Origin of the sequence: Amycolatopsis sp. NPDC088138 (assembly GCF_044741685.1) — a bacterium.
Taxonomy (GTDB): Bacteria; Actinomycetota; Actinomycetes; order Mycobacteriales; family Pseudonocardiaceae; genus Amycolatopsis.
Genome location: NZ_JBIUTB010000007.1, coordinates 883,181 through 906,752, shown reverse-complemented (window position 1 = coordinate 906,752; position 23,572 = coordinate 883,181). Strand labels below are relative to the sequence as shown.

Below are 23,572 nucleotides of genomic sequence, written 5' to 3'. Positions count from 1 at the left end.
GTTCTGTGGTTGAGGTGCCCCCTCTCCGGGTTTTTCTTAGTTCTTTGACCCCCCCCCGCCCCCCCCCCCCCCCCGGCGGGGGGGGGGGGGCCCGGCCCCCCCCCCCCCCCCCCCCCCCCGGCGCGGGGGGGCCCCCCCCCGCCCGGCCGCTCGCGAGACGGTTACGCCGCAGGGCCGAACCCGACCTTGGTCAGCTCGGTCTTGCCCTCCGTGCCGAGCACGAAGTCGTCGAACTCCTTGGCCAGCGCGCCCTGACCGCCCTTGACCACGGCGATCGGGTAGTTGTTGATCGCCCCGCTCGACTCCGGGAAGTCGACCTTGTCGACCTTGCCCGCGGCCGAGGTGGCGTCGGTGACGTAGACGAGGCCCGCGTCGGCGTCGCCGGACTGGACCTTGGCCAGCACCTGCTTGACGTCCTGCTCCTCGCTCTTCGGCTTGAGCGTGACGCCGGTGTTCGTCTCGACCTTCTTCGTCGCCGAGCCGCACGGCACCTGCGCGGCGCAGGTCACCACGGTCAGCCCGGCCTTGTTCAGGTCGGCGAACGTCTTGATGCCCTTGGGGTTGCCCGGGGCGACGGCGATGGCGAGCTTGTTGGTGGCGAACACCGTCGGCTGGCCGTCGATCACCCCGCCCTGCACGGCCTTGTCCATGTTGGCCTGGTCCGCGGAGGCGAAGACGTCGGCCTTCGCGCCGTTGGTCAGCTGCTGGACCAGACCGGACGAACCCGCGAAGCTGAACTTCACGGTCACGCCGGGGTGCGAGGCTTCGAACTCCTTGCCGAGCGCGGTGAACGACTCGGTGAGGGACGCGGCGGCGAACACGGTCAGCGTGCCGCCGGCGTCACCGGTGCCCTTGGGCGCGGGTGCGGAGACCGACGACCCGCCGGTCTGCGTGCTGGGCTCGTCCGAGCTGCTGCACGCGCCCGCGAACAGAGCGACGGCCGCGACGGCGAGAGCGAGCTTCTTCATTTACTTCCTTCCGGTGTTTCCACCACGACAGTGGTCGCCTTGACCACCGCGACCGCGAGCACCCCTGGGCGCAGGCCCAGCTCGCGTACGGCTTCCGTACTCATCAGGGACACCACTCGGTGTGCCCCGCACTGCAGTTCCACCTGGGCCATCACCTTGTCGGCGACGACCTCGGTGACCAACCCGACGAACTTGTTGCGGGCGGAGCGGCCGACCGCGGAGGGGTCGTCGGGGCCGCTCGCCTGGGCCCGGGCGAACCCGGCCAGCTGGGCGCCGTCCACGACCTTGCGGCCGGCGGCGTCGTCGGAGGCGGTCAGCTGGCCCGCGCGCACCCAGCGGCGCACGGTGTCGTCACTGACCCCGAGGAGGCGTGCTGCCTCGGACAACCGAAATTGCGGCATGCCGCAGACATTATCGCCGCAGTTGAGGAAAAGCTATGTGGGGCGCGAATTGTGCATGATCTCGGTGCGCAGCTGTTCGAGCATGACATTCTGATAACGCTCGATGACTTTTCGCTCGGCCGGTGAGAACTGCGCGAGCATCTCGCGAAGCCCGTCGAAGGCCGACTGGAAGAGCGGCGCGTAGCGCTCCGCGGCCCCGGGCACGACCTCGACGAGGACCTTGCGCCGGTCGTCCGGGTCGCGCACGCGGCGGACCAGCCCGACCTTCTCCAGCCGGTCGATGACCCCCGTGACCGCGCCGGTCGACAGCCCGGTGAGCTCGGCGATCCGGCCGGCGGTGAGGGGTCCGTCGGCCTGCCCGACCAGGTCGAACGTCTTGTGGTCGGTGCCGGACAGGCCCATCCGCTCGGCGATCCGCGCGTGCCGGAGTACGGTCAGCGTGCTGCTTTCGCGACCCAATTCCGCGAAGCGGAAGAGTTCCGCTTCGGAGACCGGGTACGGCTTTTCCGTCGTGCTCGACATCACGCGTCCTTCTCCCGGTGTGCCGTAGGGGTAGTTCGGCCGCTGAACCACTCACTCCGCAAAGTATCCTAGCGATCACCTCACTTCGCGCGTTCCAGAGTTAGGCTGTGCGTAATGACGGCAGTGGATCTCGGGTTTCCTCGCGTCCCCGGTACACGAGGTTCCTCTCGTGTGCCCAGGCCCGAGAACCCACGACTCATCGACACCTTCGGCCGGGTGGCCACCGATCTGCGGGTTTCCCTGACGGACCGGTGCAATCTGCGCTGCACCTACTGCATGCCCGCCGAAGGCCTCGACTGGATGCCGGGCGAGCAGGTCCTGACCGACGACGAGCTGGTCCGGCTGATGCGGATCGCCGTCGAGACGCTGGGGGTCACCGACATCCGGCTCACCGGTGGTGAACCGCTGCTGCGGCCGGGTCTCGAGGACCTCGTGGCGCGGATCACGGCGCTCGAGCCGCGGCCCCGGCTGTCGATGACCACCAACGGGATCGGCCTGGCGAAGCGCGCCCCGGCGCTGGCCGCGGCCGGGCTGGCCCGGATCAACGTGTCGCTCGACACCGTCGACCCCGCGACCTTCCTCGAGATCACCCGGCGCGACCGGCTCTCCCACGTGCTGGACGGCATGGCCGCCGCGCGCGACGCCGGGATGACGCCGGTCAAGGTCAACGCCGTGCTGATGCGGGGGATCAACGACACCGAAGCCGTGCCGCTGCTGAAGTTCTGCCTCGCCGAGGGCTACCACCTGCGGTTCATCGAGCAGATGCCGCTGGACGCCCAGCACGGCTGGAACCGCGGCGAGATGATCACCGCGTCGGAGATCCTCGGGATGCTGGGCGAGGCGTTCTCGCTGAGCCCGTTCCCGGTGGCGCGGGGCGGCGCGCCGGCCGAGCGCTGGCTGGTCGACGGCGGCCCCGGCGACGTCGGCGTGATCGCGTCGGTGACCCGGCCGTTCTGCTCGGCCTGCGAGCGGACCCGGCTGACCGCGGACGGCGCGGTGCGCTCCTGCCTGTTCAGCAACGACGAGACCGACCTGCGGGCCCTCCTGCGCGCGGGTGTGCGCGACGAAGAAGTGGCGGACGCCTGGCGCGCGACAATGTGGGGGAAGCTCGCGGGGCACGAGATCAACGACGCCGGGTTCGCACAGCCGATCCGGCCGATGAGCGCGATCGGCGGCTGAGATGACGACCCTGACCATCGTGGTCCGGTACTTCGCCGCGGCGCGCGCCGCGGCCGGTGAAGAAGAGGAGAAGGTGCAGCTGCCTTCGGGCGCCACCGTCGCCGACGCCGTGGCCGAGCTGCGCCGCCTCCACCCGGAGGAGCTGCCGCGGGTCCTGGACGCGGTCAGCTACCTGCTCGACGGCATCGCGGTCCGCGACCTGACCCGCCCACTCAAGGACGGCGCCGAGCTGGACGTCCTCCCACCCTTCGCCGGCGGCTGACACACCTATACACAGGAGCGCCGCCCCCTCCAGACGGCAGTGCCGCTCCTATAGATAGGAGCGCGGCCCTCCCCACCACGCGCGATGCCCCCTCAATCACGCACGCGCGCTGCCCCCGCGTCGGCCCTGGCACTCCTGTAGATAGGGCGCACCGCCCTCCCCACCACGCGCGATGCCGCTCCGATCACGAGCGATGCCCCTCCAGACACGCGTGACACCTCCCCGATCACGCGTGATGCCTCCCGAGGGTCGTGTCGCCCTCCTCGACGGCCGGGTCGCTCCTCCCGGCAGCCGCATCGCCCCGTCGCAGCGGCCATGCCGCCCTCCGGGCAGCCGCTTCGCCCCTCTCGGCGGTCGTGTCGCCCCGTCGCAGCGGCCACGCCACCCTCCGGGCAGCCGCGTCGCCCCTCTCGGCGGTCGTGTCGCCCCTATCTATAGGAGCGATGCCCCTATAGATAGGGGCGCCGCCCATCTCGATGGGTGAGCCGACCCTCCAGGTACGCGAGCCGACCCCCTGGGTACGCGAGTCGTCCATCCAAGTACGCGAGTCGTCCCTCCAGGTACGCGAGCCGTCCGTCCAAGTACGCGTGTCGTCCGCTCAGGTACGCGAGCAAGCGAGCCGTTCGTCCCGGCACGCGAGTTCGCCCGCCCCGTACACCGGCCGACCACTCGGGTACGGCAGCCGACCGCTCGCCGACGCGGGTCCGAACCGCTCGGCGTGGCGCGTCATCGCTTCCGGGCGTTCGCGGGAGGCTTACTGGAAGATCGACTCCACCCCGTCCGGTGACCCGTTTCGCCTGGCTGGTCGCAGTCCGTCGTCCGACCCGGCGGGAGCCGCCCGGCCGGACGCCTCCGACCGTGGCCGCAAACCGCTCGAACAGGTGGGACTGGAGTGACTCGTGGGGTACATGAGGCACTCTTGTCAAGTCTGGCGAACCACCGCAAGGCCCCATAGGATGCGCGCTTCATTGGTGATCCAAGCGGCACGAATGGGCCATTCGCTACGCAAAACACGTGATGCAAGCCTCACGATCCGTGTTTTGTCTCGGCTAGGAAACGGGCAGATAACGGCCCTCTGACCTGCACTAACACCCGTATCGGTAAGGGTTGCGTGCTGTTACTGTGACGTAGGTCACGCCTCGAATAATTTCCGATCACGGCTCTCGTTACGTACCGTCGCTAATCGGCTGGCCCCGACCAGTCGATGCAACACCGGGAATCCGTAGCGCCTAGCCCTGTCCGACGGATCCCCGGACCCATACCCCGAGCGAAAGCATTTCCGGACAGGGACGAGGGGACGAGGACGACGCGTCGTGCGTCGGAGCCGTCTGCCGGCTTGAGACAGCCGGCGCCAGGACCCCGATCCTGACCCTCAGCACAAGTCTCGTAGGCGCAGGGAAGCCTGAGAAGCATTCAGATGTCTTACCGAGGCAAGCACCGCAAGATGTCCGCTGCCACCCGCACCGTCGCTCGCGTCGCCATCGCGGGTATCGCGGTCGGCGCTCCCCTCGCAATCGCCGCGACCCCCGCGTCGGCGACGAACTGGGACGCCATCGCGCAGTGTGAGAGCGGCGGTAACTGGAGCATCAACACCGGCAACGGCTACTACGGCGGCCTGCAGTTCACGCAGAGCACCTGGAAGGCCTACGGCGGCACCGGCAGCGCGCAGGGCGCGTCCCGCGAGCAGCAGATCGCCGTGGCCGAGCGCGTTCTGCAGGGCCAGGGCATCGGCGCCTGGCCGGTCTGCGGCAAGAAGGGCGGCGGCGGTTCGTCGACGGCCCCGCGGACCGCGAAGACCACCACGCCCAAGAAGGTGACTCCGAAGAAGAGCACCCCGGCGGCGCCGAAGCAGGCGACCCCGAAGCAGGCGGCGCCGACGCAGGCGGCCGGCGTGAGCAGCTCGAACCCGGCGGGCAACTACACCGTCGTGGCGGGCGACACGCTGTCGAAGATCGCCAAGCAGTTCAACGTCCAGGGCGGCTACCAGAAGCTGCAGGACCTGAACGCGAAGTACATCCCGAACGCGGACATGATCCTCGTCGGGCAGAAGATCGCCACCAAGTGACGATCGCGCAGTATGCGTAGGTCCGGCTTCACGCCGTGACGCCACGAGCCCTCCACCGCCAATCCCCCGGGCGGTGGAGGGCTCGTGTCATCTCTCCCGGACCCGGCGCGCCTCCGCGAGCTGCATGCGCTCGCCGCGCCGCAGCAGGTCGACGATGAACGCGAGCTCCGCCGCCGAGTAGCGCTCGAGCAGCTCGCGCCCGGCCCGTTCGACCGGTCCGTAGACCTCTTCCAGCAGGTCCACCGCACGCGGAGTCAGCTCCACCACTGCCCGGCGTCGATCATCGGCGTCGGTTTTTCTCGTCAGGTGACCGGCGTGGATCAGCCGCTGGATCGCCGTTGTCGTCGCGGCCGGGCTCAGGCCGGCCGCCGTGGCCAGCCCGCCGGCCGTCAGCGTGCCCGCGTTCGCGACCAGGCCGATGATCCGCAGATCCGTCCGGTTGACGCCGAACGCCGCCGCCGCGGCCTCGTCGACCAGGTCGTTGGCCGCGCCGAAGCCGGCCGCGGCCTGGGTGGCCTCGGTGATCAGCTCGGCCCGGGAGCTCAATTGCTTCGACACTCGAAAGAGTCTAGCGTGGCCGACAACTCCTTCGATCGTCGAAAGGATTTGCCACCGTGACGACCCGACACGCTCTTCCGGGCTGGCTGCGTCCCGCCAACCGGCTCGTCCGCCTGCTGACCCGGGCCGGCCTGCCCCTGGGGACCATCCACGTCCTGACGGTGGCCGGCCGCCGGTCGGGCGCGCCGCGTCCCACGCCGGTCTCGCCACTGACCGTCGACGGCCACCGCTACGTCGTCGCCGGGCTGCCGGAGTCCGACTGGGCGCGCAACGTCCGCGCCGCGGGCCGCGGCGAGCTCGCCCGCGGACGACGGCGGCAGACCGTGACGCTCACCGAGGTCACCGACCCGGACCGCCGCCGCGAGGTCGTGCGTGCCTTCCCGCGCGAGGTGCCCCGTGGTGTGCCGATGTTCGTCAAGCTGGGCATCGTGACGGCGGCCGACCCGGAGCAGTTCGCCGCGGCCGCCGACCGCGTCGCGGTCTTCCGCCTCGAACCCGTCAGGGCGAGTTGACCCACTCGTCGGTGCCGTCGGTGAAGTGCTGGTGCTTCCAGACCGGGAGGCGGGCCTTGACCTCGTCCACCACCTCCGCGCACGCCGCGAACGCCCGGCCCCGGTGCTCGGCCGCGACGGCGACCGCGAGCGCGACGTCACCGATGGTCAGCGCGCCGATGCGGTGGCTGACCGCGACGGCCCGGACGCCGGTCCAGCGGGCCGACAGGTCCGCCACGACGTCCGCGATGACCTGGCTCGCGCTCGGGTGGCCCTCGTAGGTCAGGTCGCGGACGCCCTTGCCGCCGTCGTGGTCGCGGACGACCCCGGCGAACGTCACCACCGCGCCCGCCGCGTCGTCCTCGACCAGGCGGGCGTGCTCCTCCACCGAGAGGGTTTCCCCGGTCACCTCGGCCCGTGCGACGCGGACCGCCGGGCCCGACGCGGGCGGGCGCGGGTGGTCGCCGCCGGCCAGCTGGTCGACGGCGTGGTCCAGGATGCCGTCAAGAACCCCCAAACCGTCCCTCACGCCGCCGCTGGAGCCCGGAAGGTTCACGATGAGGGTCCTCCCCGCAACACCGGCCACACCGCGCGAGAGGACCGCTGTGGGCACCTTGGGGAGGCCGGCCGCGCGGATCGCGTCCGCGACGCCCGGCAGCTCGTGGTCCAGGGCCGCCCGCGTGACGTCCGGGGTGCGGTCGGTCGGGGAGATCCCGGTGCCGCCGGTGGTGAGCACGACGGCCACGCCGTCGGCCAGCGCGGCCCGGAGCGCCACCCCGACCGGGTCGCCGTCCTCGACCACGACCGGCGCCGGGACGTCGTACCCGCGGTCGGCCAGCCAGGCCACGATCACCGGGCCGGTCTTGTCCTCGTAGATCCCCTTCGCGGCGCGGTTGGACGCCACGATCACCCGCGCACTGCGCTTCACGGCCGCTCCCAGGTCCCGGTCTTGCCGCCGTCCTTGCGGAGCAGGCGGACCTCGTCCAGCGTCGCCGCCGGGTCGACGGCCTTGATCATGTCGTGCAGCGTCAGCCCGGCCACGGCCACCGCGGTCAGCGCCTCCATCTCGACGCCGGTGACGTCGGTGGTCTTGGCGGTCGCGCGGATCCCGACCTCGGCCTCGCCCAGCTCGAACTCCACCTTGACGCCGGACAGCGCGATCTGGTGGCACAGCGGGATCAGCTCGGGCACCCGCTTCGCGCCCATGATCCCGGCGATCCGGGCGGTGGCCAGTGCGTCACCCTTGGGCAGGCCGTCGCTCGCCAGCAGCCGGAGCACCTCGGCGGTGGTCCGCACGGTCCCGGCGGCGAGCGCGGTCCGCGCGGTGGCGGTCTTGCCGGAGACGTCGACCATCCGGGCGGCCCCGGTCCCGTCGACGTGGCTGAGTTCACTCACCAGCCGAGGCTACTTCCGGGGCCCCCGGCCGGAGGCCCCGGGACGGGCTCAGCGCTCGGCGCGGACGGCCTTGCGCACCGCCTCGGCGACCGCGGGCGCCACCGCGCTGTCGAACACGCTCGGCACGATGAACGACGCGTTGAGCATGCCGCTGTCCACGACGTCGGCGATCGCGTCGGACGCGGCCAGCAGCATCTCGTCGTCGATGTTGTTCGCGTGGGCGTCGAGCAGGCCGCGGAAGACTCCCGGGAAGGCCAGCACGTTGTTGATCTGGTTCGGGAAGTCGCTGCGGCCGGTCGCGACGACGGCGGCGTGCTGCTGCGCCTCCAGCGGGTCGATCTCCGGGTCCGGGTTGGCCAGCGCGAAGACGACCGCGTCGTCCTTCATGGTCGCGACCTGCTCGGCGCCGAAGAGGTTCGGCGCCGAGACGCCGATGAAGACGTCCGCACCGGCCAGCGCCTCGTGCAGGGTGCCGCTGACCTGCTCCTTGTTCGTGTGCGAGGCGATCCACGCGAGGTTGTCGTCGAGGTTGCCGCGGGCGGAGTGGACGATGCCGTCGATGTCCGCGGCGACGATGTCACCCGGGTTCTTGCGCAGCAGCAGCCGGATGATCGCCGAGCCGGCCGCGCCGACGCCGCTGACCACGATCTTGCAGTCCTCGATGTTCTTGCCGACCACGCGCAGGGCGTTGCGCAGCGCGGCGACGACCACGATCGCGGTGCCGTGCTGGTCGTCGTGGAACACCGGGATGTCCAGCTGCTCACGCAGCCGCTTCTCGATCTCGAAGCAGCGCGGCGCGGCGATGTCCTCGAGGTTGATCCCGGCGTACACCGGTGCGATCGCCTTGACGATCTTGATGATCTCCTCGGTGTCCTGGGTGTCCAGGCAGACCGGCCAGGCGTCGACGTCGGCGAACTTCTTGAACAGCGCCGCCTTGCCCTCCATCACCGGCAGCGCGGCGGCCGGGCCGATGTTGCCCAGGCCGAGCACCGCGGAGCCGTCGGTGACGACGGCGACGGTGTTGCGCTTGATGGTCAGCCGGCGCGCGTCCTCGGGGTTCGCGGCGATCGCCTGGCAGACACGGGCGACGCCCGGGGTGTAGGCGCGGGAGAGGTCGTCACGGTTGCGGAGCGCGACCTTGGGGGTGACCTCGATCTTGCCGCCGAGGTGGATCAGGAACGTCCGGTCGGAGACCTTGCGGACCTTGACCCCGGGCAGCGAGTCGAGCGTCTGCGTGATGTCGTTCGCGTGGTTCTCCGACAGCGCGTTGGCGCTGATGTCGACCACGATCGCGTCGGAGTGGGACTCGACGACGTCGAACGCGGTCAGCACCCCGCCGACCCGCCCGACGGCCGTGGTGAGGTCACCGGCCGCACTGGTCGAGGCCGGAGCCTCGACCCGGACGGTGATCGAATATCCGGGACCGGGAACCGGCATGGCGCTTACCCCCGCGTGGGAAAGGTCGGTTGGGACGGGAGGAAACCTACTCCCGTGACCGCCCTCACGAGCCCCCGATACGGGTACTGACCAGTAACTATGGGGTCAGCGGTTGATCTCGGTCTCGGGGTGCACGTAGGGCACCGTGTCGAGCGGGAACGTGACGTCCCCGAACGGCGACAGCGCGCCCTGGCGGTCCGCCGCCAGTTCGGTCACGGGGTGCTCACCGGCCTCGCCCGGCCAGGTCGGGTCGACACCCTTGTGCTTCTTCTCGCCCTTGGCCACAACGTCCTCCCACACAGCCGCGCTCGGTTCTCGGGTGACAGTCTGCCCGAGCCCGGGCGGCCCCGGGCAACCGCCCGGTACCCTGGCCTTCTATGCCCGCGACCTCCTTGGCGGACTGGCTGCGCGCGGAGTCCGGCGACGTGCTCGCGGAGCTCCTCCGCACGCGTCGCGACCTGTCGACGCCACCGCCCTCCGACAGCACCGTGCTGGCCACCCGGGCCGGCACGCCGGGTTCCGTCGCGCGTGCCTGCGAAGACCTCGACACGCTCACCCTGGCCGTCCTCGAGGCGTGCCTGCTGGCCGGCGCCGACCACGACCCGGTGCCGGTCGAGGACGTCGCGAAGCTGGCCGGCGCCGACATCACCGTGCCGCTGGCCCGGCTGCGCGCCCGCGTGCTCGCCTGGGGCCCGGACGACGCGCTGCGCGTGCCGCCCGCGGTCCGGGAGGCGCTCGGGCCGTTCCCGGCCGGGCTCGGCACGTCGTCGCCCGCGCTGGCCGGCGAGGACCTCGAGGCGCGGCTGGCCGAGCTGCCCGACGACGAACGCGGGGTGCTGAACGCGCTGGCCGCGGGCCCGCCGATCGGCCGCACCCGCGACGCCGGGATCGATCTCGCGCTGGAGAAGGCCGCGACGCCGGTGCAGAAGCTGCTCGCCCGCGGGCTGCTGCTGCGGCGCGACGACCAGACCGTCGAGCTGCCGCGCGAGCTCGGGATCGCCGTGCGCGGCGGGGTGTTCGCCCCCGGCACGCTCACCGAGCCCGAGCTGCCGGTGCACCCGCACCGGGCGTCCACTTTGGACGAAGCCGCGGCCGGTGAGGCGATGGAGTTCCTGCGCCACACCGAATCCCTGCTGCGCGCGTGGTCGGTGTCGCCGCCGCCGGTGCTCAAGTCGGGCGGCCTCGGCGTGCGCGAGCTGAAGAAGCTGGCCAAGGACCTCGAGATCGACGAGACGCAGGCGACGCTGCTGGCCGAGCTGGCCGTCGGGGCCGGGCTCGTCGCGGACAGCGAGACGACCGTGCCCGAGTGGGTGCCGACGACGCTGACCGACTCCTGGCTCGCGTCGCCGACCGCCCAGCGGTGGATGACGCTCGCGCAGGCGTGGCTGGAGCTGCCGCGGCTGCCCGGGCTCGCCGGCGGCCGCGACGCCAAGGACAAGCCGGTCGCGCCCCTTTCGGAGGAGCTGCGGCGGCCGCTGGCGCCGGTCGCGCGCCGCCGCGTGCTGGCCGCGCTGGCCGACCTGCCCGAGGGCGCCGGGGTGAAGAGCGCCGACGAGCTGGTCGCCGTGCTGGCCTGGCGCGCCCCGCGGCGCGGCGGGCGGCTGCGGGACGACACCGTGCGCTGGACCATGGCCGAGGCGAGCGCGCTCGGCCTGGTCGGGCTCGGCGGCGTCACCACGGCGACCCGGGCGCTGCTGGCCGACGACCGCCCGGCCGCCGTCGAAGCGATCCTGGACGCGCTGCCCGCGCCGGTGGACCGCGTGCTGCTGCAGGCCGACCTGACGGTGGTCGCGCCGGGTCCGCTGGAGCCTGAGCTGGCCACCGAGATGGACGCGGTCGCCGACATCGAGTCGGCCGGCCACGCGACGGTCTACCGGATCACCGAAGGCTCGGTGCGGCGCGCGCTCGACACCGGCCGGACGGCGGACGAGCTGCACGCGCTGTTCAAGGCCAAGTCGGCGACGCCGGTGCCGCAGGGGCTGAGCTACCTGATCGACGACGTCGCCCGGCGGCACGGCCGGCTGCGCGGCGGCGTCGCGGCGTCGTTCCTCCGGTGTGACGACGAGGCGCTGCTGGCCGAGGTGCTGGCCCACCCGATCGCGGCGGAGCACGACCTGCGGCTGATCGCGCCGACCGTCGTGATCAGCCCGGACCCGCTGCACGAGGTGCTGGCCGGACTCCGCGGGGCCGGGTTCGCCCCGGCCGCGGAGGGCCCGGACGGCCGCGTCGTCGACATCCGCCCGGGCGGCCGCCGGCTGCCGGCGAAGGCCCGCGCGGCCCGCCGCAACCCGGGTGAGCAGGCAGTGCTGACCGACGACCAGGCCGAGCGGATCGTCTCCAACCTGCGCGCGGGTGACGCGGCCACGGCCCGGCGACGCGGTTCGACGGTCCAGGCCCACCGCGGCGGCGGCGCGGACACGTCGGCGACGCTCGAGCTGCTGTCCCGGGCCACGCTGGAACGCCGCGAGGTCTGGATCGGCTTCGTCGACTCGCGCGGCACCGCCAGCCAGCGCGTGGTCCGCCCGATCCGCGTCGGCGGCGGGATTCTCGAGGGTGAGAACAACGAGCGCTACTCGTTGCACCGCATCACTTCGGCGGCGTTGGTAGAGGACTAGCGCCACCAACCGGCGGCGCGGCTTGCGGGAGTGCGCCGCGGGCCGGCTTCGTCGCGATGGCGCTATCGGACAACCGCCGGCCGCACCGGTCGAAACCGGCGCTCCTCGGCGGTATCAGCGGCCTCACATGCGCCCGGTCGCGCGGCAGACCCCAGCTCGGCGCCGAAATACGCGACCAGCCGGCCGCACTGGTCGAGGGCCAGCGGCCACCGACCGGGACGCATCTTTCCTGGCGAAAGCTCCGCTTCGACCCGCCCAGAGCCGAGCTTTCGCCGTGAAAGATGCGTTCTCAGAGGGCTCGCAGGCCGGCCAGGACGCGTTCCATGAAGTCGCGGGAGGAGCGGTCGCCCAGGATCAGCTCCGTGTGGTGGACCAGTACCAGTCCGATGTCGGCCATGTCGCCGACCAGCACCTTCACCACGCCCAGCGGCAGCCGCAGGTGCGCGGCGATCTCCGCGATCGACCGTGTGTCCAGGCAAAGGTCGCAGATCCGGCGGTGCTCGACCGACCGGACGCCGCGGTAGCGACGGCCGTCGTCGGACGTCGAGACCAGCGCCTCCAGCGCGAGGTTGTGGTCGGACCGGGTGCGGCCGCCCGTGCGGGTGTACGGGCGCACCCGCGAACCCGCCGAGCCCACCCGCACCGGGCTCGCCGCGCGCACGGCCGGCTCGTTCCAGGCCGGTTCTTCGTAGCCGTACGGCTCGGCCTGCGGGATCCAGCGGGTCTCCGGGTCCGGCGGTGGTGTCCAGCCCGTCCGCGGGTCGGCCGGCGGGGCCCACGCCGGCGGGGGCGCCTGGGCGCGGGGTGGCCTGGCGACGGGTGGACGCGGGGCCGGTGGCCGGGGCGCGGGCGGGCGCGGGGCCGGGGAACGGCCGGCGCCACGCGGCGGCGTCCAGGTCTCCACCGGCGGCGGCTCCGGCTCGTACGACTCCTCGTCCTGCCATTCCGGCTGGTCGGGGTCGTAGCCGTCGTCATAACCGTCGTCTTCGGCCGACGACGCGGAGGAACCCCACTCGCGGGTGTCCTCGTCGGTGTAGCCCTGCGGGTCCGGTTTCGGCTGCGCAGGTTGCGACGGCTGCGAGGTCTGGGCCGGACGGCGTCGCGGCATGATCGTCGACAACGTCGACATGTCGAACTTGCTCGGCGAGTCGAAACCCTCACGTTCGGTGCCGCGGTGCAGTGCGTCCCAGCCGGTGGAGTCCGGATCGTCGAATCCCGAAATCCTCATCGTGTCCTACCCACGCACGCCGCCCTGCAGCTGTGCGCGCAGCTCGGGGGTGATCTGCTGGCCGACCCGCTCGACGAGCAGGGTCATCTCGTAGGCGACCGTGCCGATGTCGCACGTCGGCGCGGCCAGGATCGCCAGCGACGACCCGTCCGAAACGGACATCAGGAACAAGTACCCGCGCTCCATCTCCACCACGGTCTGGTTGACCCCGCCCGCTTCGAAACAGCGTGCGGCTCCGTGCGTCAGGCTGATCAGTCCGGAGGCCACCGCGGACAGCTGCTCGGCGCGCTCCTGGGGAAGGCCTTCGGACGGCGCCAGCAGCAGACCGTCGGCCGACACCAGGACGCCGTGGGCAGCGCCGGGTACCCGGCGCACGAAGTCCGTGATGAGCCAGCCGAATGTGCCCTGGCCGGATGCCGTCACTACTGCCCCTCCTTGTTCGTGCGGCGCCGCGCGCCGCACCCCGGAGTGGCCGGCACGGCCGGTCGACGACGCCTCCGTAAAGCGTATTCGCACCGCCGGTGGTGTCGAGCCGACCACCGGATGACCGCTGCGCACCCTACGTGTGCGCATGGCTGCGCACCGCATCGACCCGGACGGGTCCACACGTTCGCAGGACGCTCCGCGACCGCGGGCACGCCCCGAGGTGACGGGACGTTCGCGCAGGTCAGCCGGGTTTCCAGTGGCCCGGCCGGGCGGCCCTGTCCTCGACGGTACCGAACCGGCGGCGCCCGGCACTGCTCCGGACGGCCGCCGCACTCCCCGAAGTGGGTGAAGCACGCGGAGTTCACTCCAACGGCCGCATCCGGTTCGGGGCGTCATCGGGCTATCCCGCGCGCAACGCCGAATCGTGCGCGATCGCGTGCTGGACGACCGAGATGAGCACCTGCTTGGCGGAGTCGCGCTCGCGCGCGTCACACGCCATGATCGGGACCGACGGCGCGATGGTCAGCGCGTGCCGGACGTCCTCGATCTGGTGGTGCAGCAGCCGGTCGAAGCAGTTGATCGCCACGACGTAGGGCAGCTTCCGGTTCTCGAAGAAGTCGATCGAGGGGAACGCGTCGGCGAGCCGCCGCGTGTCCACCAGCACGACCGCGCCGATGGCGCCGACCGCGAGGTCGTCCCACATGAACCAGAACCGGTGCTGACCCGGTGTGCCGAACACGTACAGCACCAGGTCCGAGTCCAGCGAGATACGCCCGAAGTCCATCGCCACGGTGGTGGTGGTCTTGTTCGGCGTGGCCGAGGTGTCGTCGTGTCCGACGCTGGCCTCGGTCATCATGGCCTCGGTGGTCAGCGGGTCGATCTCCGAGATCGCCCCGACCATCGTTGTCTTCCCCGAACCGAACCCGCCGGCGACCACGATCTTGGCCGACGAGGTCGGACCCGTCACCTGCGGCGCGTTCGCGTCGGAGTCAAATTCTCCGAAGCCCACTGAGCACCCTTTCCATGAACTCGATACTCGGCCGGTCGCCCACGTTCTGGTTGCTGGAGTGCACCAGCACCAGCCCGAGCCCCGCCACGTCACCAATCAACACCCGCACCACGCCGAGCGGCAGCCGCAGCAGCGCCGCCACCTCGGCCACCGACCGGGTGTCCAGGCACAGGTCGCAGATCGACCGGTGCTCGGGCACCCGGACCCGGTCGAGCATCCGGCCCTGTTCGCTGGTCGAGATCAGCGCCTCGATCGCGAGATCGAGGGTCGCCTTCGTCCGGCCTCTGGTCCGGAAGTAGGGCCGGACCAGGCCCGAGGTCTCCATCTCGGTCGCCGGCGGCTCGTCGACGTACTCCTGGTGGGCCTGGCGCGGCAACGCCGCGGCCAGCTCCCCGGAGTCCGGTCCCGACGAGTAGTCACGGTCGCGGCCGTTGCTGTACGCGGCGAAGTCCGCCGCGTCGTACAGCGGCCCGCTCGCGCCGCCGAACAGCTCCGCACCCGGCCCGCCGAGCAACCGGTCGCGGTACTCGTTGCTGCCGGGCTGGATGGGCCGGATCGGCTCCTGCCCCGCGTTGCTGTCGGTCAGCCAGTTCGGCGGCTCCCGGACGGGGTCGCTGTCGGAGGCCTGTACCCGGCGCGTCCGCCACTCGCGGTCGACTCGTTCCCGGAAGGACTGCCAGTCCTCCCGGCCGTCGTCCGGTCCCGGCTGCTCGGACCACCCGCCGGAGAAGTCGTCACCGAGCCGGCCATCGCCCCTCAAGCGCCCGTCATCCACGGCTCTCTCCTCGGTTCCCCGGTCCTCAGCGGCGGACCGCTGCGCCCTGCAGTTGCGCCCGCATTTCCGGAGTCAGCTGTTGGCCGACCCGCTCCACCAGCAGGGTCATCTCGTAGACGACCAGGCCGATGTCGCTCTCGGGCGACCCGAGGACCGCCAGACAGGAACCGTCGGAAACCGACATGAGGAAGAGGAAGCCGTTGGCCATCTCGACCACGGTCTGCGCGACCGTGCCGCCTTCGAACACCTTGGCCGCGCCCCGCGCGAGGCTGGTGAGCCCCGACGCGACGGCCGCCAGCTGGTCCGCCCGGTCCTTCGGGAGACCCCGAGAGGCCGCCAGCAGCAGACCGTCCGCCGACACCACGACCGCGTGGGCCGCGCCGGGCACCCGGTGCACGAAATCCGTGATCAGCCAAGCGAAGCTGCCGGAATTACCCGCCTTGGCCTGCGCGGAGCCACCCGGCTGCGCGGAGCCACCCGGCTGCATTGCACCCGCCCGTGTCACTTTCACTCCTCACTGCTGTCTGTGGTGTTGCCATTCATCGGAACGCCACCGTCTTCGTCCGTGCGTTCCTTCAACGCGTGCCGCCCGGACGTGTACCCACGCTGGAAGCTTGCCATCCGGCTCCGCGCCGTGGACGCCGAGCGGGTGATCACACCCGTTCCGGGCCTCCCACCGGTGTTGTCCGCGAAGTTGTTCTGTGCCGGCGCCCCGGACGAGGGACTGTTGATCGACCCGGGCACCAGGTAGGCGTTCGGGACGCGCTTGGGCAGCCCGGCCGGGGTGATCTCCTCGTCCTTGGCCTCGAGCAGCGACTGGGCCGCGTTCCAGCCTTCGTCGGAGGCGCTGTGCCAGCCGTCGTCGGGCGGGAGCAGCGGGTGCCGCGTCGCCGCGGTCGGCAGCAGCTCGTCCACCCGTTCGGGTTCCGGAACGGGCTCGGGCTCCCGTTCGCGAACGGGCTCCCGTTCACGGAGGGGTTCCCGCTGGCGGACGGGCTCGCGTTCGCGGACGTGCTCCCGCTGGGGCTGCTCGTGCCGCGGCTCGTCGACGGGGCTGGTGAGCGGCGGCAGCATCGGGTCGTCGCCGGCGTCGCCCTGCGGCGGCACCGGATCGGCCGCACCCGCTTCGTCGCCCTCACTGAACCAGCGTGACAGCACCGACTGGTAGATCGGCAGCCGCCGGGTGGGTACATCGTCCTCGAGCGCCGACGGGCCGACGTCTGGGACCGGGGGCGGCGCCTGGGGCGGGTCCTCCGGGGGCACGTACTTCGGCTCGCGCTTGGGCAGCACCAGCGGCTGGAACTGCGTGTCCGCGCTGTGGCTCGCCCCGTCGCCGTTCGCCGACGGCGTCAGCGGGGCCAGGTCCTCGGCGGTCGGCCAGGCGGGCGTCTCCGGCTTCGGGAGCTCCGGGGACAGGAACGGTCCGGCCGCACGGCCGCCGCTGACCAGGTCGTCCAGGCTGATCGGCTGGTCCAGCGGGACCAGGCCGCCCTGGCTCGGCACCGGGGGGTGCGACGGCGGGGCCGGCGGCGGAGGCGGTGGCGGCGGGGTCTTCGCGTAGCTCTGCGTCTGGTCGAAGTCGGGCATCGACGGGACCGGGATGCTCGGCAGCGACATCGACGTCTCGGACCGGTTCATCGGCGGCGGCGTCTGGGTCTGCTGCCGCTGGCCCGGGCGGAGGTGGGTGAGCAGCTCCGCCGGGACGACGACGCGGGCGATGACGCCACCCTCGATGTCCTCGTTCTCGCGCAGCCGGACCTCGATGCCGTGGCGCTTGGCCAGCCGCGAGACCACGTACAGACCCATTCGCCGGGTCACCGACACGTCCAGGTCCGGCGGCTCGGCGAGCCGCGAGTTGACCTCGGCCAGCCGCTCGTCGCTCATGCCGACACCGTGGTCGGTGACCTGGATGGCCAGCGCCTTCCGGCGGGTGACGACCGCCCGCACGATGACCTTCGTCTCCGGCTCGGAGAAGTAGGTCGCGTTGTCGAGCAGCTCGGCGAGGACGTGCACGAGGTCGTGGATCGCGAGGCCCTGGACCGCGACGTCGGGCACGATGCCGACCTCGATCCGGGCGTACTGCTCGATCTCGGACACCGCGGCGCCGATGACGTCGGCGGCCGGCACCGGCTTGGGCACGGACTTGGCCAGGCCGGCGCCGGAAAGCACCAGCAGGGACTCACCGTTGCGCCGCAGCCGGGTGGCCAGGTGGTCGAGCTCGAACAGGCTGGCCAAGTGGTCCGGGTCCTGCTCGTCGGCCTCGAGCCGGTCGATGACGCCGAGCTGGCGTTCCACCAGCCGCTGCGACCGGCGCGAGAGGTTCACGAAGATGCCGTTGACGTTCTCGCGCAGGAGGGCCTGCTCGGCGGCCATCTTGACGGCTTGCTCGTGGACGATGTCGAACGAGCGCGCCACCTCGCCGATCTCGTCGCGGGTGTTGACGGGGACCGGCTGGACGGCTCGCTTCGAGGCGCCGACCGGGTCCGGGTCGTCGAGGATCCCCTGCACGGTTTCGGGCAGCCGGGTGTACGCGATGTCCAGCGCGCTCTTCCGCAGCACCCGCAGCGGGCGCAGCATCAGGCGGGCGACGATGAGCATCAGCGCGATCGCGGCGGCCAGCGCGGCGAGCACGATGGCACCGCCGATCCAGGCGGAGTTGACGGCCTGGGTGGCCAGGTCGTCCGCGCGGGTCTTCAGCTGGGCCAGCAGGTTCGACTCGACGGCGTGCAGCTTGTCCGCCGAGACCGTGCTGTCCTTGCTGAGCACCGACGGGTCGATGCTCGGCGCGTCACCCTGCTGGGCGAAGGCGAAGGCGTTGGTCTGGATCCGCCGCCGGTCGTCGACCTCCGGGCCGGAGTAGGTGTCGTTGTAGAGCTGCCGCTGGTCGTCGTCGGCGTTCGCCAGGAACGAGATGACCGAGGCGTCCGCACTGGAGGCCGACGCACGCGTCTGGTCCAGGAGGTCACCGGGGAAGGTCGTGCGGTACGCCGCGATCTGCAGGTCCGCGTCCGAACGGACGGTGAACTCCTTGGCCTCGCTGATCGCCTGCGTGCTCGTGCCGAGGCGGAGCACGTCCCGGTCGGTGACCGCGGTCGTCACCTCGCGGCCGAGCTCGATCAGCGCGTCGATGATGCCGGAGTAGGCCGTCATGACGGTGATGTCCGGCAGGCCGTTCTGCGCGCCGTAGGCCGCGCGCAGCGGACGCAGCGCGTCGAGGCGCTGGATACCGCGGGCGTAGCGGTCGGTCGTCGCCTGGTCGTCGTTCTTGAGACCGGACGCGGAGCTCTTCAGATCGGCGACCTCGCGGTCGACCTTGGCGATCTCGGAGTCCAGGCCCGTCTGCAGCAACGAGTTGCCCGACGAGATCCGGGCCACGGCCAGCGCGCGCTCGTTCTGCAGCTCGTGCACCACCGTGGTGACCTTGACCGCGAACGCGACCTGGTCGGCCGTGCGCTGGAACTCCGCCGCCTGCTGGGCGTCGTCGACCACGCGCAGTGCCCCCAGCACCGACGCGGTCAGGGTCGGGATGATCAGGACCGCGGCCAGCTTGGACCGCAGCCGCCAGTCACGCATGCCGGAGAAAAATCCGGACTTCTTCCCCGGATCTCCTCCGGGCGACTGCGCAGGGGTCCCTCCCACCCCCGCGGCGTCTTCGTTCGGCACCGCCGCACCACCATCATCGTTTGTGCTCGTAAAGCCCTGATCGGTCCATCGCCCGCCAGGGCGCATCACGTTCTCTTCAGCCACTCGTACGCACGCTCCTGGCATACCGGCGCAACGGCCGGTCGGTCGGAGCCCAGCGCGAGACGGTACCCGTACGGGTGAAAAGATCGTCTTCGACGGGGGTGCCCGAACGCCGTCCTCCCGGACGGAATCGGTTCAGCTGGAGCATCACGGTCGGGTCCCTGCGCTGGTCTTGCATCGGTCTGGTCGGCCTTATCCCACCGGCGCGGCGGTAGTGCCCGGCCTGGCTGTGGTCTCTGCTGCGGGGGCGAATCTCTCAGGAAAAGCACAGCGTGTCCTGGTAGACCGAAGCGGGTCGTCTTGATCGGCCATCCAGGCACTCTCTCTCACTACATCGGAGGTTGATACCTCCCCGCAGGTGCAGAGGGTAGCGAACGGCAGGGGAAGATGTAACCCTCCCGACAACACGCGCAGGATGTTGCACAGCGTTCGCTCAGTAGACGTACAGCTGGTGATCTCTTTTTCCAGTTTCTGGCCCTACGCTGGGTATTCAGCTACGGCGAGTGGAGCAGTGGGTCTAGACCAGAATCCTAAAGAGTGACACGCACCACTCTCTCGGGTATTGCTTCTACCCGTTGTGAGCGGGCTGTCACGTTCTCTACAGTGGCCCGCGTGGCTCGGACAATGAGTCACGCACTTCCGCTGGATTCGGTACACCCACCGTCACCTTCGTCAAGGAGCAGGCCTTGCTTGGAATCGCCATGAGCAGCGGCCGGGTTCGTACTCGCCGCGCCGTGCTCGGGCTCGCCCTCACCGCCGCGGCCGCCACAGCCCTCACCGGCTGCAGTGCGCTCGGCTCGGACAGCTCGAACACCTCGTCGAGCGGGGGTGGCGGCCTGGAGAAGACGAACCTCACGGTGTCGATCCTGCCCACGACCGACCTCGGCCCGTTCTGGCTCGCCCAGGACGGCGGCTACTTCAAGGCCGAGGGGCTCGAGGTCAAGTCCGTCGTGGCGGCCAGCGGCCAGGCGTCGATGACCAAGTCGATCTCCGGCGAAGCCGACATCGCGCTCTCCACCTACACGCCGTTCTTCATCGCGAAGGCCACGGGCGCGGCCGACATGCAGCTCGTCGCCGACGGCTCCTCGGTGAACGCGAAGAGCAACGCCATCGTCACCGTGCCGAACTCCCCGGTGAAGACGGTCGGCGACCTCGCCGGCAGGCGGATCGCCATCACCGCCAAGAACACGGCCTCCGACCTGCTGACGAAGTCCGTGATGAAGGACCACGGCGTGCCGTCGGACAAGGTCGTCTGGGTCCCGCTGGCGCTGCCGAACATCGCCGCCGCGCTGGGGTCGGGCCAGGTCGACGCCGCCTACCTGCCGGAGCCGTTCATCACCCAGGCCGCCAAGAACGTCGGTGCCACCCCGGTGATCGACATCAACACCGGTGCCAGCCAGGGCTTCCCCCTGACCGGCTACGGCGCCACCAAGAAGTGGGTCCAGTCGAACCCGAAGACCCTCGCCGCCTTCCAGCGCGCGATGCAGAAGGCCACCCGCGACGCGATCGGCGACCGGTCGAAGGTCGAGCCGCTGCTCGTCAAGTACGCGAAGATCGACCAGGACACCGCGAAGCTGCTGACCATCCCCGGTTACGGCTCGGTCCTGGACGCCCGGCGCATGCAGCGCGTCCCCGACCTCCTGCTCCAGCTGGGTGCCATCACGACGGCCGTCGAGGCCGCACCGATGATCGCCCCGCAGGCGAGTGCCGGCTGACGACGTCGTGACCAAGCTGCTCCGCAACCTGGCCGGTCTGGTCGGCTTCCTCCTGCTCTGGGAGGTCGTCGTCCAGATCGGCCTGGTCAGCAAGACGTTCTTCCCGCCGCCCAGCGTCGTCCTCGTGACCGTCGGGCAACTGCTCGGTGACCCCTCCTTCGTCCGCGACGTCGTCGCGACGATGCTGGCCTGGTTCATCGCCATCCTGATCGCCGTGGTCGTCGGCGTGCCGGCCGGACTGCTGCTGGGCAGCATCCCGGTGCTGCGCAACGCCACCGCCGCGATCGTCGAGTTCCTCCGGCCGATCCCGGTCGCCGCGCTCATCCCGCTGGTGCTGCTGGTGATCGGCTCCGGCCCGGAAGCGAAGATCACCCTCGCGGTGTACGCCGCCCTGTGGCCGATCATGTTCAACACGGTCTACGGGATCAGCGAGATCGACCCGGTGCTGATGGAGACCGCGCGGGCGAGCGGGACCAGCCGGTTCCGGATCCTCACGTCGGTCGCGCTGCCGTTCACCGCGCCGTTCGTCTTCACCGGTGTCCGGCTGTCGGCGACCATCGCGCTGATCGCCGTCGTCAGCACCGAGTTCCTGGCCGGCTCCGAGGTCGGCCTCGGCAACTTCATCCTGGTCGCCAGCACCGGTTCGACCCGGTTCGACCTCGTGCTGGCCGGTACCGTCGTGGCGGGCGTGCTGGGTTACCTCATCAACGAAGGACTCGAGCAGGTGGGCAAGCGGATGTTCCGCTGGAGCACGGTGGACCGGGAGGCGATCGCGTGACCGCGGCGACTCTTTCCGGACGCGTCGGCAGGCGCGCCGTCCGCGGCGCGACCGCGGTCCTGCGCAACTGGCTGCTCTTCGCGATCCTCGTGGTGATCTGGGAGTTCGCCGCCCGCGCGGCCGGCAGCAAGTTCTTCCCGCCGCCGTCGGAGATCGCGGTCCGCGCGGTGAACCTGTGGTTCACCGGTCCCGCCGACCACCTCTTCCTCACCGACGCGGTGTTCGACAACGTGTTCCCCAGCCTGGCTCACATGCTCGGCGGCTGGGCACTGGCGTCCGTGGTCGGTATCGTCCTCGGGGTGCTGGTCGGCCGGTCTGCGAAGGCGATGGACTACCTCGGGCCGCTGTTCGCCTTCTTCCGCTCGATCCCGCCGCCCACGCTCATCCCGGTGTTCGTGGTGCTGTTCGGGCTGAGCTCGGGCATGCAGACCGGGTCGATCATCTTCGGCGCGATCTGGCCGGTGCTGCTCAACTCGGTCGACGGCGTCCGCTCGGTCGACCAGGTCAAGGTGGAGACGGCCCGGTCGTTCCGCACGCCCAAGGCGTACTGGATCACCATGGTCGTGCTCCCCGCGGCGGCGCCGAAGATCTTCGCCGGGCTGCGGGTGAGCCTGTCCATCGCGCTGCTCCTGATGGTGGTCTCCGAACTGGTCGGCTCCTCCTTCGGCATCGGGCGTTCACTGCTGAACGCCCAGCAGGACTTCGACTTCCCGACCATGTGGTCCTGGCTGGTGCTGCTCGGGATCCTCGGCTACGTCTTCAACACGATCTTCCTGGCCGCGGAACGACGGGTGCTGGCCTGGCAGCCGGCCCGCCTCGGCCGCGACTGACGGTGGAAAGGCCCTCAATGTCAACCATGCTCGAAGTGTCCGGCGTCAGTCACCGGTACGGCTCCGGCGCCAAGGCGCACACCGCCGTGAACAACCTCTCGTTCACCGTCGAGGCCGGGCAGCTGGCCAGCATCGTCGGCCCGTCCGGCTGCGGCAAGTCGACGCTGCTGCGCTGCGTCGCCGGGCTGACCCCGGCGACCGAGGGCACGGTCAGCCTGCACGGCGACCGCGTCGACGGCGTGCCGGACGACCTCGCCGTCGTCTTCCAGGACTACAGCCGGTCGCTGTTCCCGTGGCTCTCGGTGCAGAAGAACGTCGAGTTCCCGCTGCGGTGGCGCTCGATCTCGCGCGGCGAGCGGCGCAAGCGGGCCGCCGAGGCGCTGGAGCACGTCGGCCTCGCGGACGTCGGCGGGAAGTACCCGTGGCAGCTGTCCGGCGGCATGCAGCAGCGGGTGTCGATCGCCCGCGCGCTGGCCAGCCGGCCGTCGCTGCTGCTGATGGACGAGCCGTTCGCGTCGGTCGACGCGCAGACGCGGTTCGAGCTCGAGGACCTCACCCGGCGGGTGCAGCGCGAGCAGGGCACGACGATCCTCGTCGTCACGCACGACATCGACGAGAGCGTGTACCTGTCCGACCGGGTGCTGGTGCTGTCGAAGTCGCCGGCCTCGATCGTCGCGGACCTGCGGGTGGACCTGCCCGCCGACCGCGACCAGATCGCGACCCGCGAGTCGCTGGAGTTCGTGACGCTGCGCGGCGAAGTCGCGCGGCTGCTGCACGGCGGCACCCCGGACGAGGCCGCCAAGGCGGCGTCCGACGCGGCGGAGTGGGCGATGGCCGAGCAGGCCAAGGGGCAGCAGGCGAGGTCCAAGACCCGGCGCTGACGCATCCGGGGTTGACGGGGTGCAGCGCGCTGGGTGGCTCTTCTTCCAGCGCGCCGTCCTCGACGTCGAGACGACCGACGCGGCGACCGGGCAGGCGTCCCTGACGAAGCTGGTCAGCGGTGAAGTCGATGTCGCCTACTTCAGCTACACGCCGTTCTTCGTGGCGAAGAGCAAGGGCGCGGCGCACATCCACTCGGCGGCCGATCTCGCGCCGGGTTCCTCACCGAGCCGTTCATCACGCAGGCGCACCGTTCGGTGGGCGCGGACCCCACCGGCGGTTACGCGGCGCTCGG

Annotated in this window: 23 protein-coding genes; 9 read left to right on the top strand and 14 right to left on the bottom strand. The window is 71.2% G+C overall.

All coding sequences use genetic code 11. The annotated features are described in order from the left end of the window. Positions 1 to 161 precede the first annotated feature (161 nt). The 3 genes from modA to ACIOD2_RS41015 are packed head-to-tail and all read right to left on the bottom strand — an operon-like array spanning position 162 to position 1,891. Positions 162 to 968 carry a molybdate ABC transporter substrate-binding protein gene (gene modA, locus ACIOD2_RS41025; protein WP_400550603.1) on the bottom strand — a complete coding sequence of 269 codons (807 nt, stop codon included), beginning with the start codon at positions 966 to 968 and terminating at the stop codon, positions 162 to 164. Continuing rightward, the gene (locus tag ACIOD2_RS41020; RefSeq protein WP_400550601.1) at positions 965 to 1,369 is read right to left on the bottom strand and encodes a molybdopterin-binding protein; all 405 of its coding nucleotides are present in this window, start codon (positions 1,367 to 1,369) and stop codon (positions 965 to 967) included. Before ACIOD2_RS41020 ends, modA begins: the two co-directional genes overlap by 4 nt. A gap of 33 nt (positions 1,370 to 1,402) precedes the next feature. Continuing rightward, positions 1,403 to 1,891: a MarR family winged helix-turn-helix transcriptional regulator gene (locus ACIOD2_RS41015; protein ID WP_400550599.1), complete on the bottom strand. Its 489-nt coding sequence runs from the start codon at positions 1,889 to 1,891 to the stop codon at positions 1,403 to 1,405. A gap of 171 nt (positions 1,892 to 2,062) precedes the next feature. Here ACIOD2_RS41015 and moaA point away from each other — a divergent pair, with 171 nt between their 5' ends. The 3 genes from moaA to ACIOD2_RS41000 all read left to right on the top strand — a co-directional run bounded on the left by moaA (position 2,063) and on the right by ACIOD2_RS41000 (position 5,397). Continuing rightward, positions 2,063 to 3,070: a GTP 3',8-cyclase MoaA gene (gene moaA / locus ACIOD2_RS41010; RefSeq protein WP_400550597.1), complete on the top strand. Its 1,008-nt coding sequence runs from the start codon at positions 2,063 to 2,065 to the stop codon at positions 3,068 to 3,070. Position 3,071: 1 nt separating this feature from the next. After that, complete coding sequence (locus ACIOD2_RS41005; protein WP_400550595.1) at positions 3,072 to 3,332, top strand: MoaD/ThiS family protein; 261 nt, start codon at positions 3,072 to 3,074, stop codon at positions 3,330 to 3,332. A gap of 1,417 nt (positions 3,333 to 4,749) precedes the next feature. Next, on the top strand, positions 4,750 to 5,397 hold the full coding sequence (locus ACIOD2_RS41000) for a transglycosylase family protein (protein ID WP_392756858.1): 648 nt from the start codon (positions 4,750 to 4,752) through the stop codon (positions 5,395 to 5,397). An 87-nt stretch (positions 5,398 to 5,484) separates the two neighbouring features. Here ACIOD2_RS41000 and ACIOD2_RS40995 read toward each other — a convergent pair whose 3' ends face one another. Beyond that, complete coding sequence (locus ACIOD2_RS40995; RefSeq protein ID WP_400550593.1) at positions 5,485 to 5,955, bottom strand: MarR family winged helix-turn-helix transcriptional regulator; 471 nt, start codon at positions 5,953 to 5,955, stop codon at positions 5,485 to 5,487. 56 nt (positions 5,956 to 6,011) lie between these two features. On the opposite strand from ACIOD2_RS40995, the gene ACIOD2_RS40990 reads away from it, so the two are divergent. Further along, a complete protein-coding gene (locus tag ACIOD2_RS40990) occupies positions 6,012 to 6,467 on the top strand; it encodes a nitroreductase family deazaflavin-dependent oxidoreductase (RefSeq protein ID WP_400550591.1) in 456 nt (151 codons plus the stop codon). Here ACIOD2_RS40990 and ACIOD2_RS40985 read toward each other — a convergent pair. The 4 genes from ACIOD2_RS40985 to ACIOD2_RS40970 form a co-directional block, all read right to left on the bottom strand. After that, positions 6,454 to 7,374, bottom strand: a complete 921-nt coding sequence (locus ACIOD2_RS40985) for a molybdenum cofactor biosynthesis protein MoaE (RefSeq protein ID WP_400550589.1) — start codon at positions 7,372 to 7,374, stop codon at positions 6,454 to 6,456. The two genes, ACIOD2_RS40990 and ACIOD2_RS40985, sit on opposite strands and share 14 nt — an antisense overlap. Beyond that, on the bottom strand, positions 7,371 to 7,841 hold the full coding sequence (moaC, locus tag ACIOD2_RS40980; protein ID WP_323324237.1) for a cyclic pyranopterin monophosphate synthase MoaC: 471 nt from the start codon (positions 7,839 to 7,841) through the stop codon (positions 7,371 to 7,373). The genes ACIOD2_RS40985 and moaC overlap by 4 nt, the downstream gene beginning before the upstream one ends. A 48-nt stretch (positions 7,842 to 7,889) precedes the next feature. Then, positions 7,890 to 9,278: an NAD-dependent malic enzyme gene (locus ACIOD2_RS40975; protein WP_400550586.1), complete on the bottom strand. Its 1,389-nt coding sequence runs from the start codon at positions 9,276 to 9,278 to the stop codon at positions 7,890 to 7,892. A gap of 105 nt (positions 9,279 to 9,383) precedes the next feature. Next, positions 9,384 to 9,563, bottom strand: coding sequence for a hypothetical protein (locus tag ACIOD2_RS40970; protein ID WP_395921884.1), 180 nt, complete (start codon positions 9,561 to 9,563; stop codon positions 9,384 to 9,386). A gap of 92 nt (positions 9,564 to 9,655) precedes the next feature. Here ACIOD2_RS40970 and ACIOD2_RS40965 point away from each other — a divergent pair, with 92 nt between their 5' ends. Then, a complete protein-coding gene (locus ACIOD2_RS40965; RefSeq protein ID WP_400550584.1) occupies positions 9,656 to 11,893 on the top strand; it encodes a helicase-associated domain-containing protein in 2,238 nt (745 codons plus the stop codon). Positions 11,894 to 12,182: 289 nt separating this feature from the next. Here the strand turns inward: ACIOD2_RS40965 and ACIOD2_RS40960 are convergent, their stop codons facing one another. From ACIOD2_RS40960 to ACIOD2_RS40935, 6 genes are all read right to left on the bottom strand, one after another. Next, complete coding sequence (locus ACIOD2_RS40960) at positions 12,183 to 13,121, bottom strand: DUF742 domain-containing protein (RefSeq protein ID WP_400550582.1); 939 nt, start codon at positions 13,119 to 13,121, stop codon at positions 12,183 to 12,185. A 6-nt stretch (positions 13,122 to 13,127) separates the two neighbouring features. Next, a complete protein-coding gene (locus ACIOD2_RS40955; RefSeq protein WP_323324241.1) occupies positions 13,128 to 13,544 on the bottom strand; it encodes a roadblock/LC7 domain-containing protein in 417 nt (138 codons plus the stop codon). 403 nt (positions 13,545 to 13,947) lie between these two features. Then, complete coding sequence (locus ACIOD2_RS40950; protein WP_247017872.1) at positions 13,948 to 14,556, bottom strand: ATP/GTP-binding protein; 609 nt, start codon at positions 14,554 to 14,556, stop codon at positions 13,948 to 13,950. Continuing rightward, complete coding sequence (locus ACIOD2_RS40945) at positions 14,537 to 15,331, bottom strand: DUF742 domain-containing protein (RefSeq protein WP_400550579.1); 795 nt, start codon at positions 15,329 to 15,331, stop codon at positions 14,537 to 14,539. The genes ACIOD2_RS40950 and ACIOD2_RS40945 overlap by 20 nt, the downstream gene beginning before the upstream one ends. Positions 15,332 to 15,356: 25 nt before the next feature. Beyond that, positions 15,357 to 15,818: a roadblock/LC7 domain-containing protein gene (locus ACIOD2_RS40940; protein WP_323325667.1), complete on the bottom strand. Its 462-nt coding sequence runs from the start codon at positions 15,816 to 15,818 to the stop codon at positions 15,357 to 15,359. A gap of 20 nt (positions 15,819 to 15,838) precedes the next feature. Beyond that, positions 15,839 to 19,060, bottom strand: coding sequence for a nitrate- and nitrite sensing domain-containing protein (locus tag ACIOD2_RS40935; protein WP_400550688.1), 3,222 nt, complete (start codon positions 19,058 to 19,060; stop codon positions 15,839 to 15,841). A gap of 716 nt (positions 19,061 to 19,776) precedes the next feature. Between ACIOD2_RS40935 and ACIOD2_RS40930 the strand changes: the two genes are divergently transcribed. From ACIOD2_RS40930 to ACIOD2_RS40915, 4 genes are read left to right on the top strand one after another with little or no spacing between them, the layout of a single operon-like run. After that, on the top strand, positions 19,777 to 20,790 hold the full coding sequence (locus tag ACIOD2_RS40930; RefSeq protein WP_400550686.1) for an ABC transporter substrate-binding protein: 1,014 nt from the start codon (positions 19,777 to 19,779) through the stop codon (positions 20,788 to 20,790). Between the two features lie 7 nt (positions 20,791 to 20,797). Continuing rightward, positions 20,798 to 21,568 carry an ABC transporter permease gene (locus ACIOD2_RS40925; protein ID WP_400550577.1) on the top strand — a complete coding sequence of 257 codons (771 nt, stop codon included), beginning with the start codon at positions 20,798 to 20,800 and terminating at the stop codon, positions 21,566 to 21,568. Then, on the top strand, positions 21,565 to 22,398 hold the full coding sequence (locus ACIOD2_RS40920; protein ID WP_400550575.1) for an ABC transporter permease: 834 nt from the start codon (positions 21,565 to 21,567) through the stop codon (positions 22,396 to 22,398). Before ACIOD2_RS40925 ends, ACIOD2_RS40920 begins: the two co-directional genes overlap by 4 nt. A gap of 17 nt (positions 22,399 to 22,415) precedes the next feature. After that, a complete protein-coding gene (locus tag ACIOD2_RS40915) occupies positions 22,416 to 23,279 on the top strand; it encodes an ABC transporter ATP-binding protein (protein ID WP_400550573.1) in 864 nt (287 codons plus the stop codon). Positions 23,280 to 23,572 lie beyond the last annotated feature (293 nt).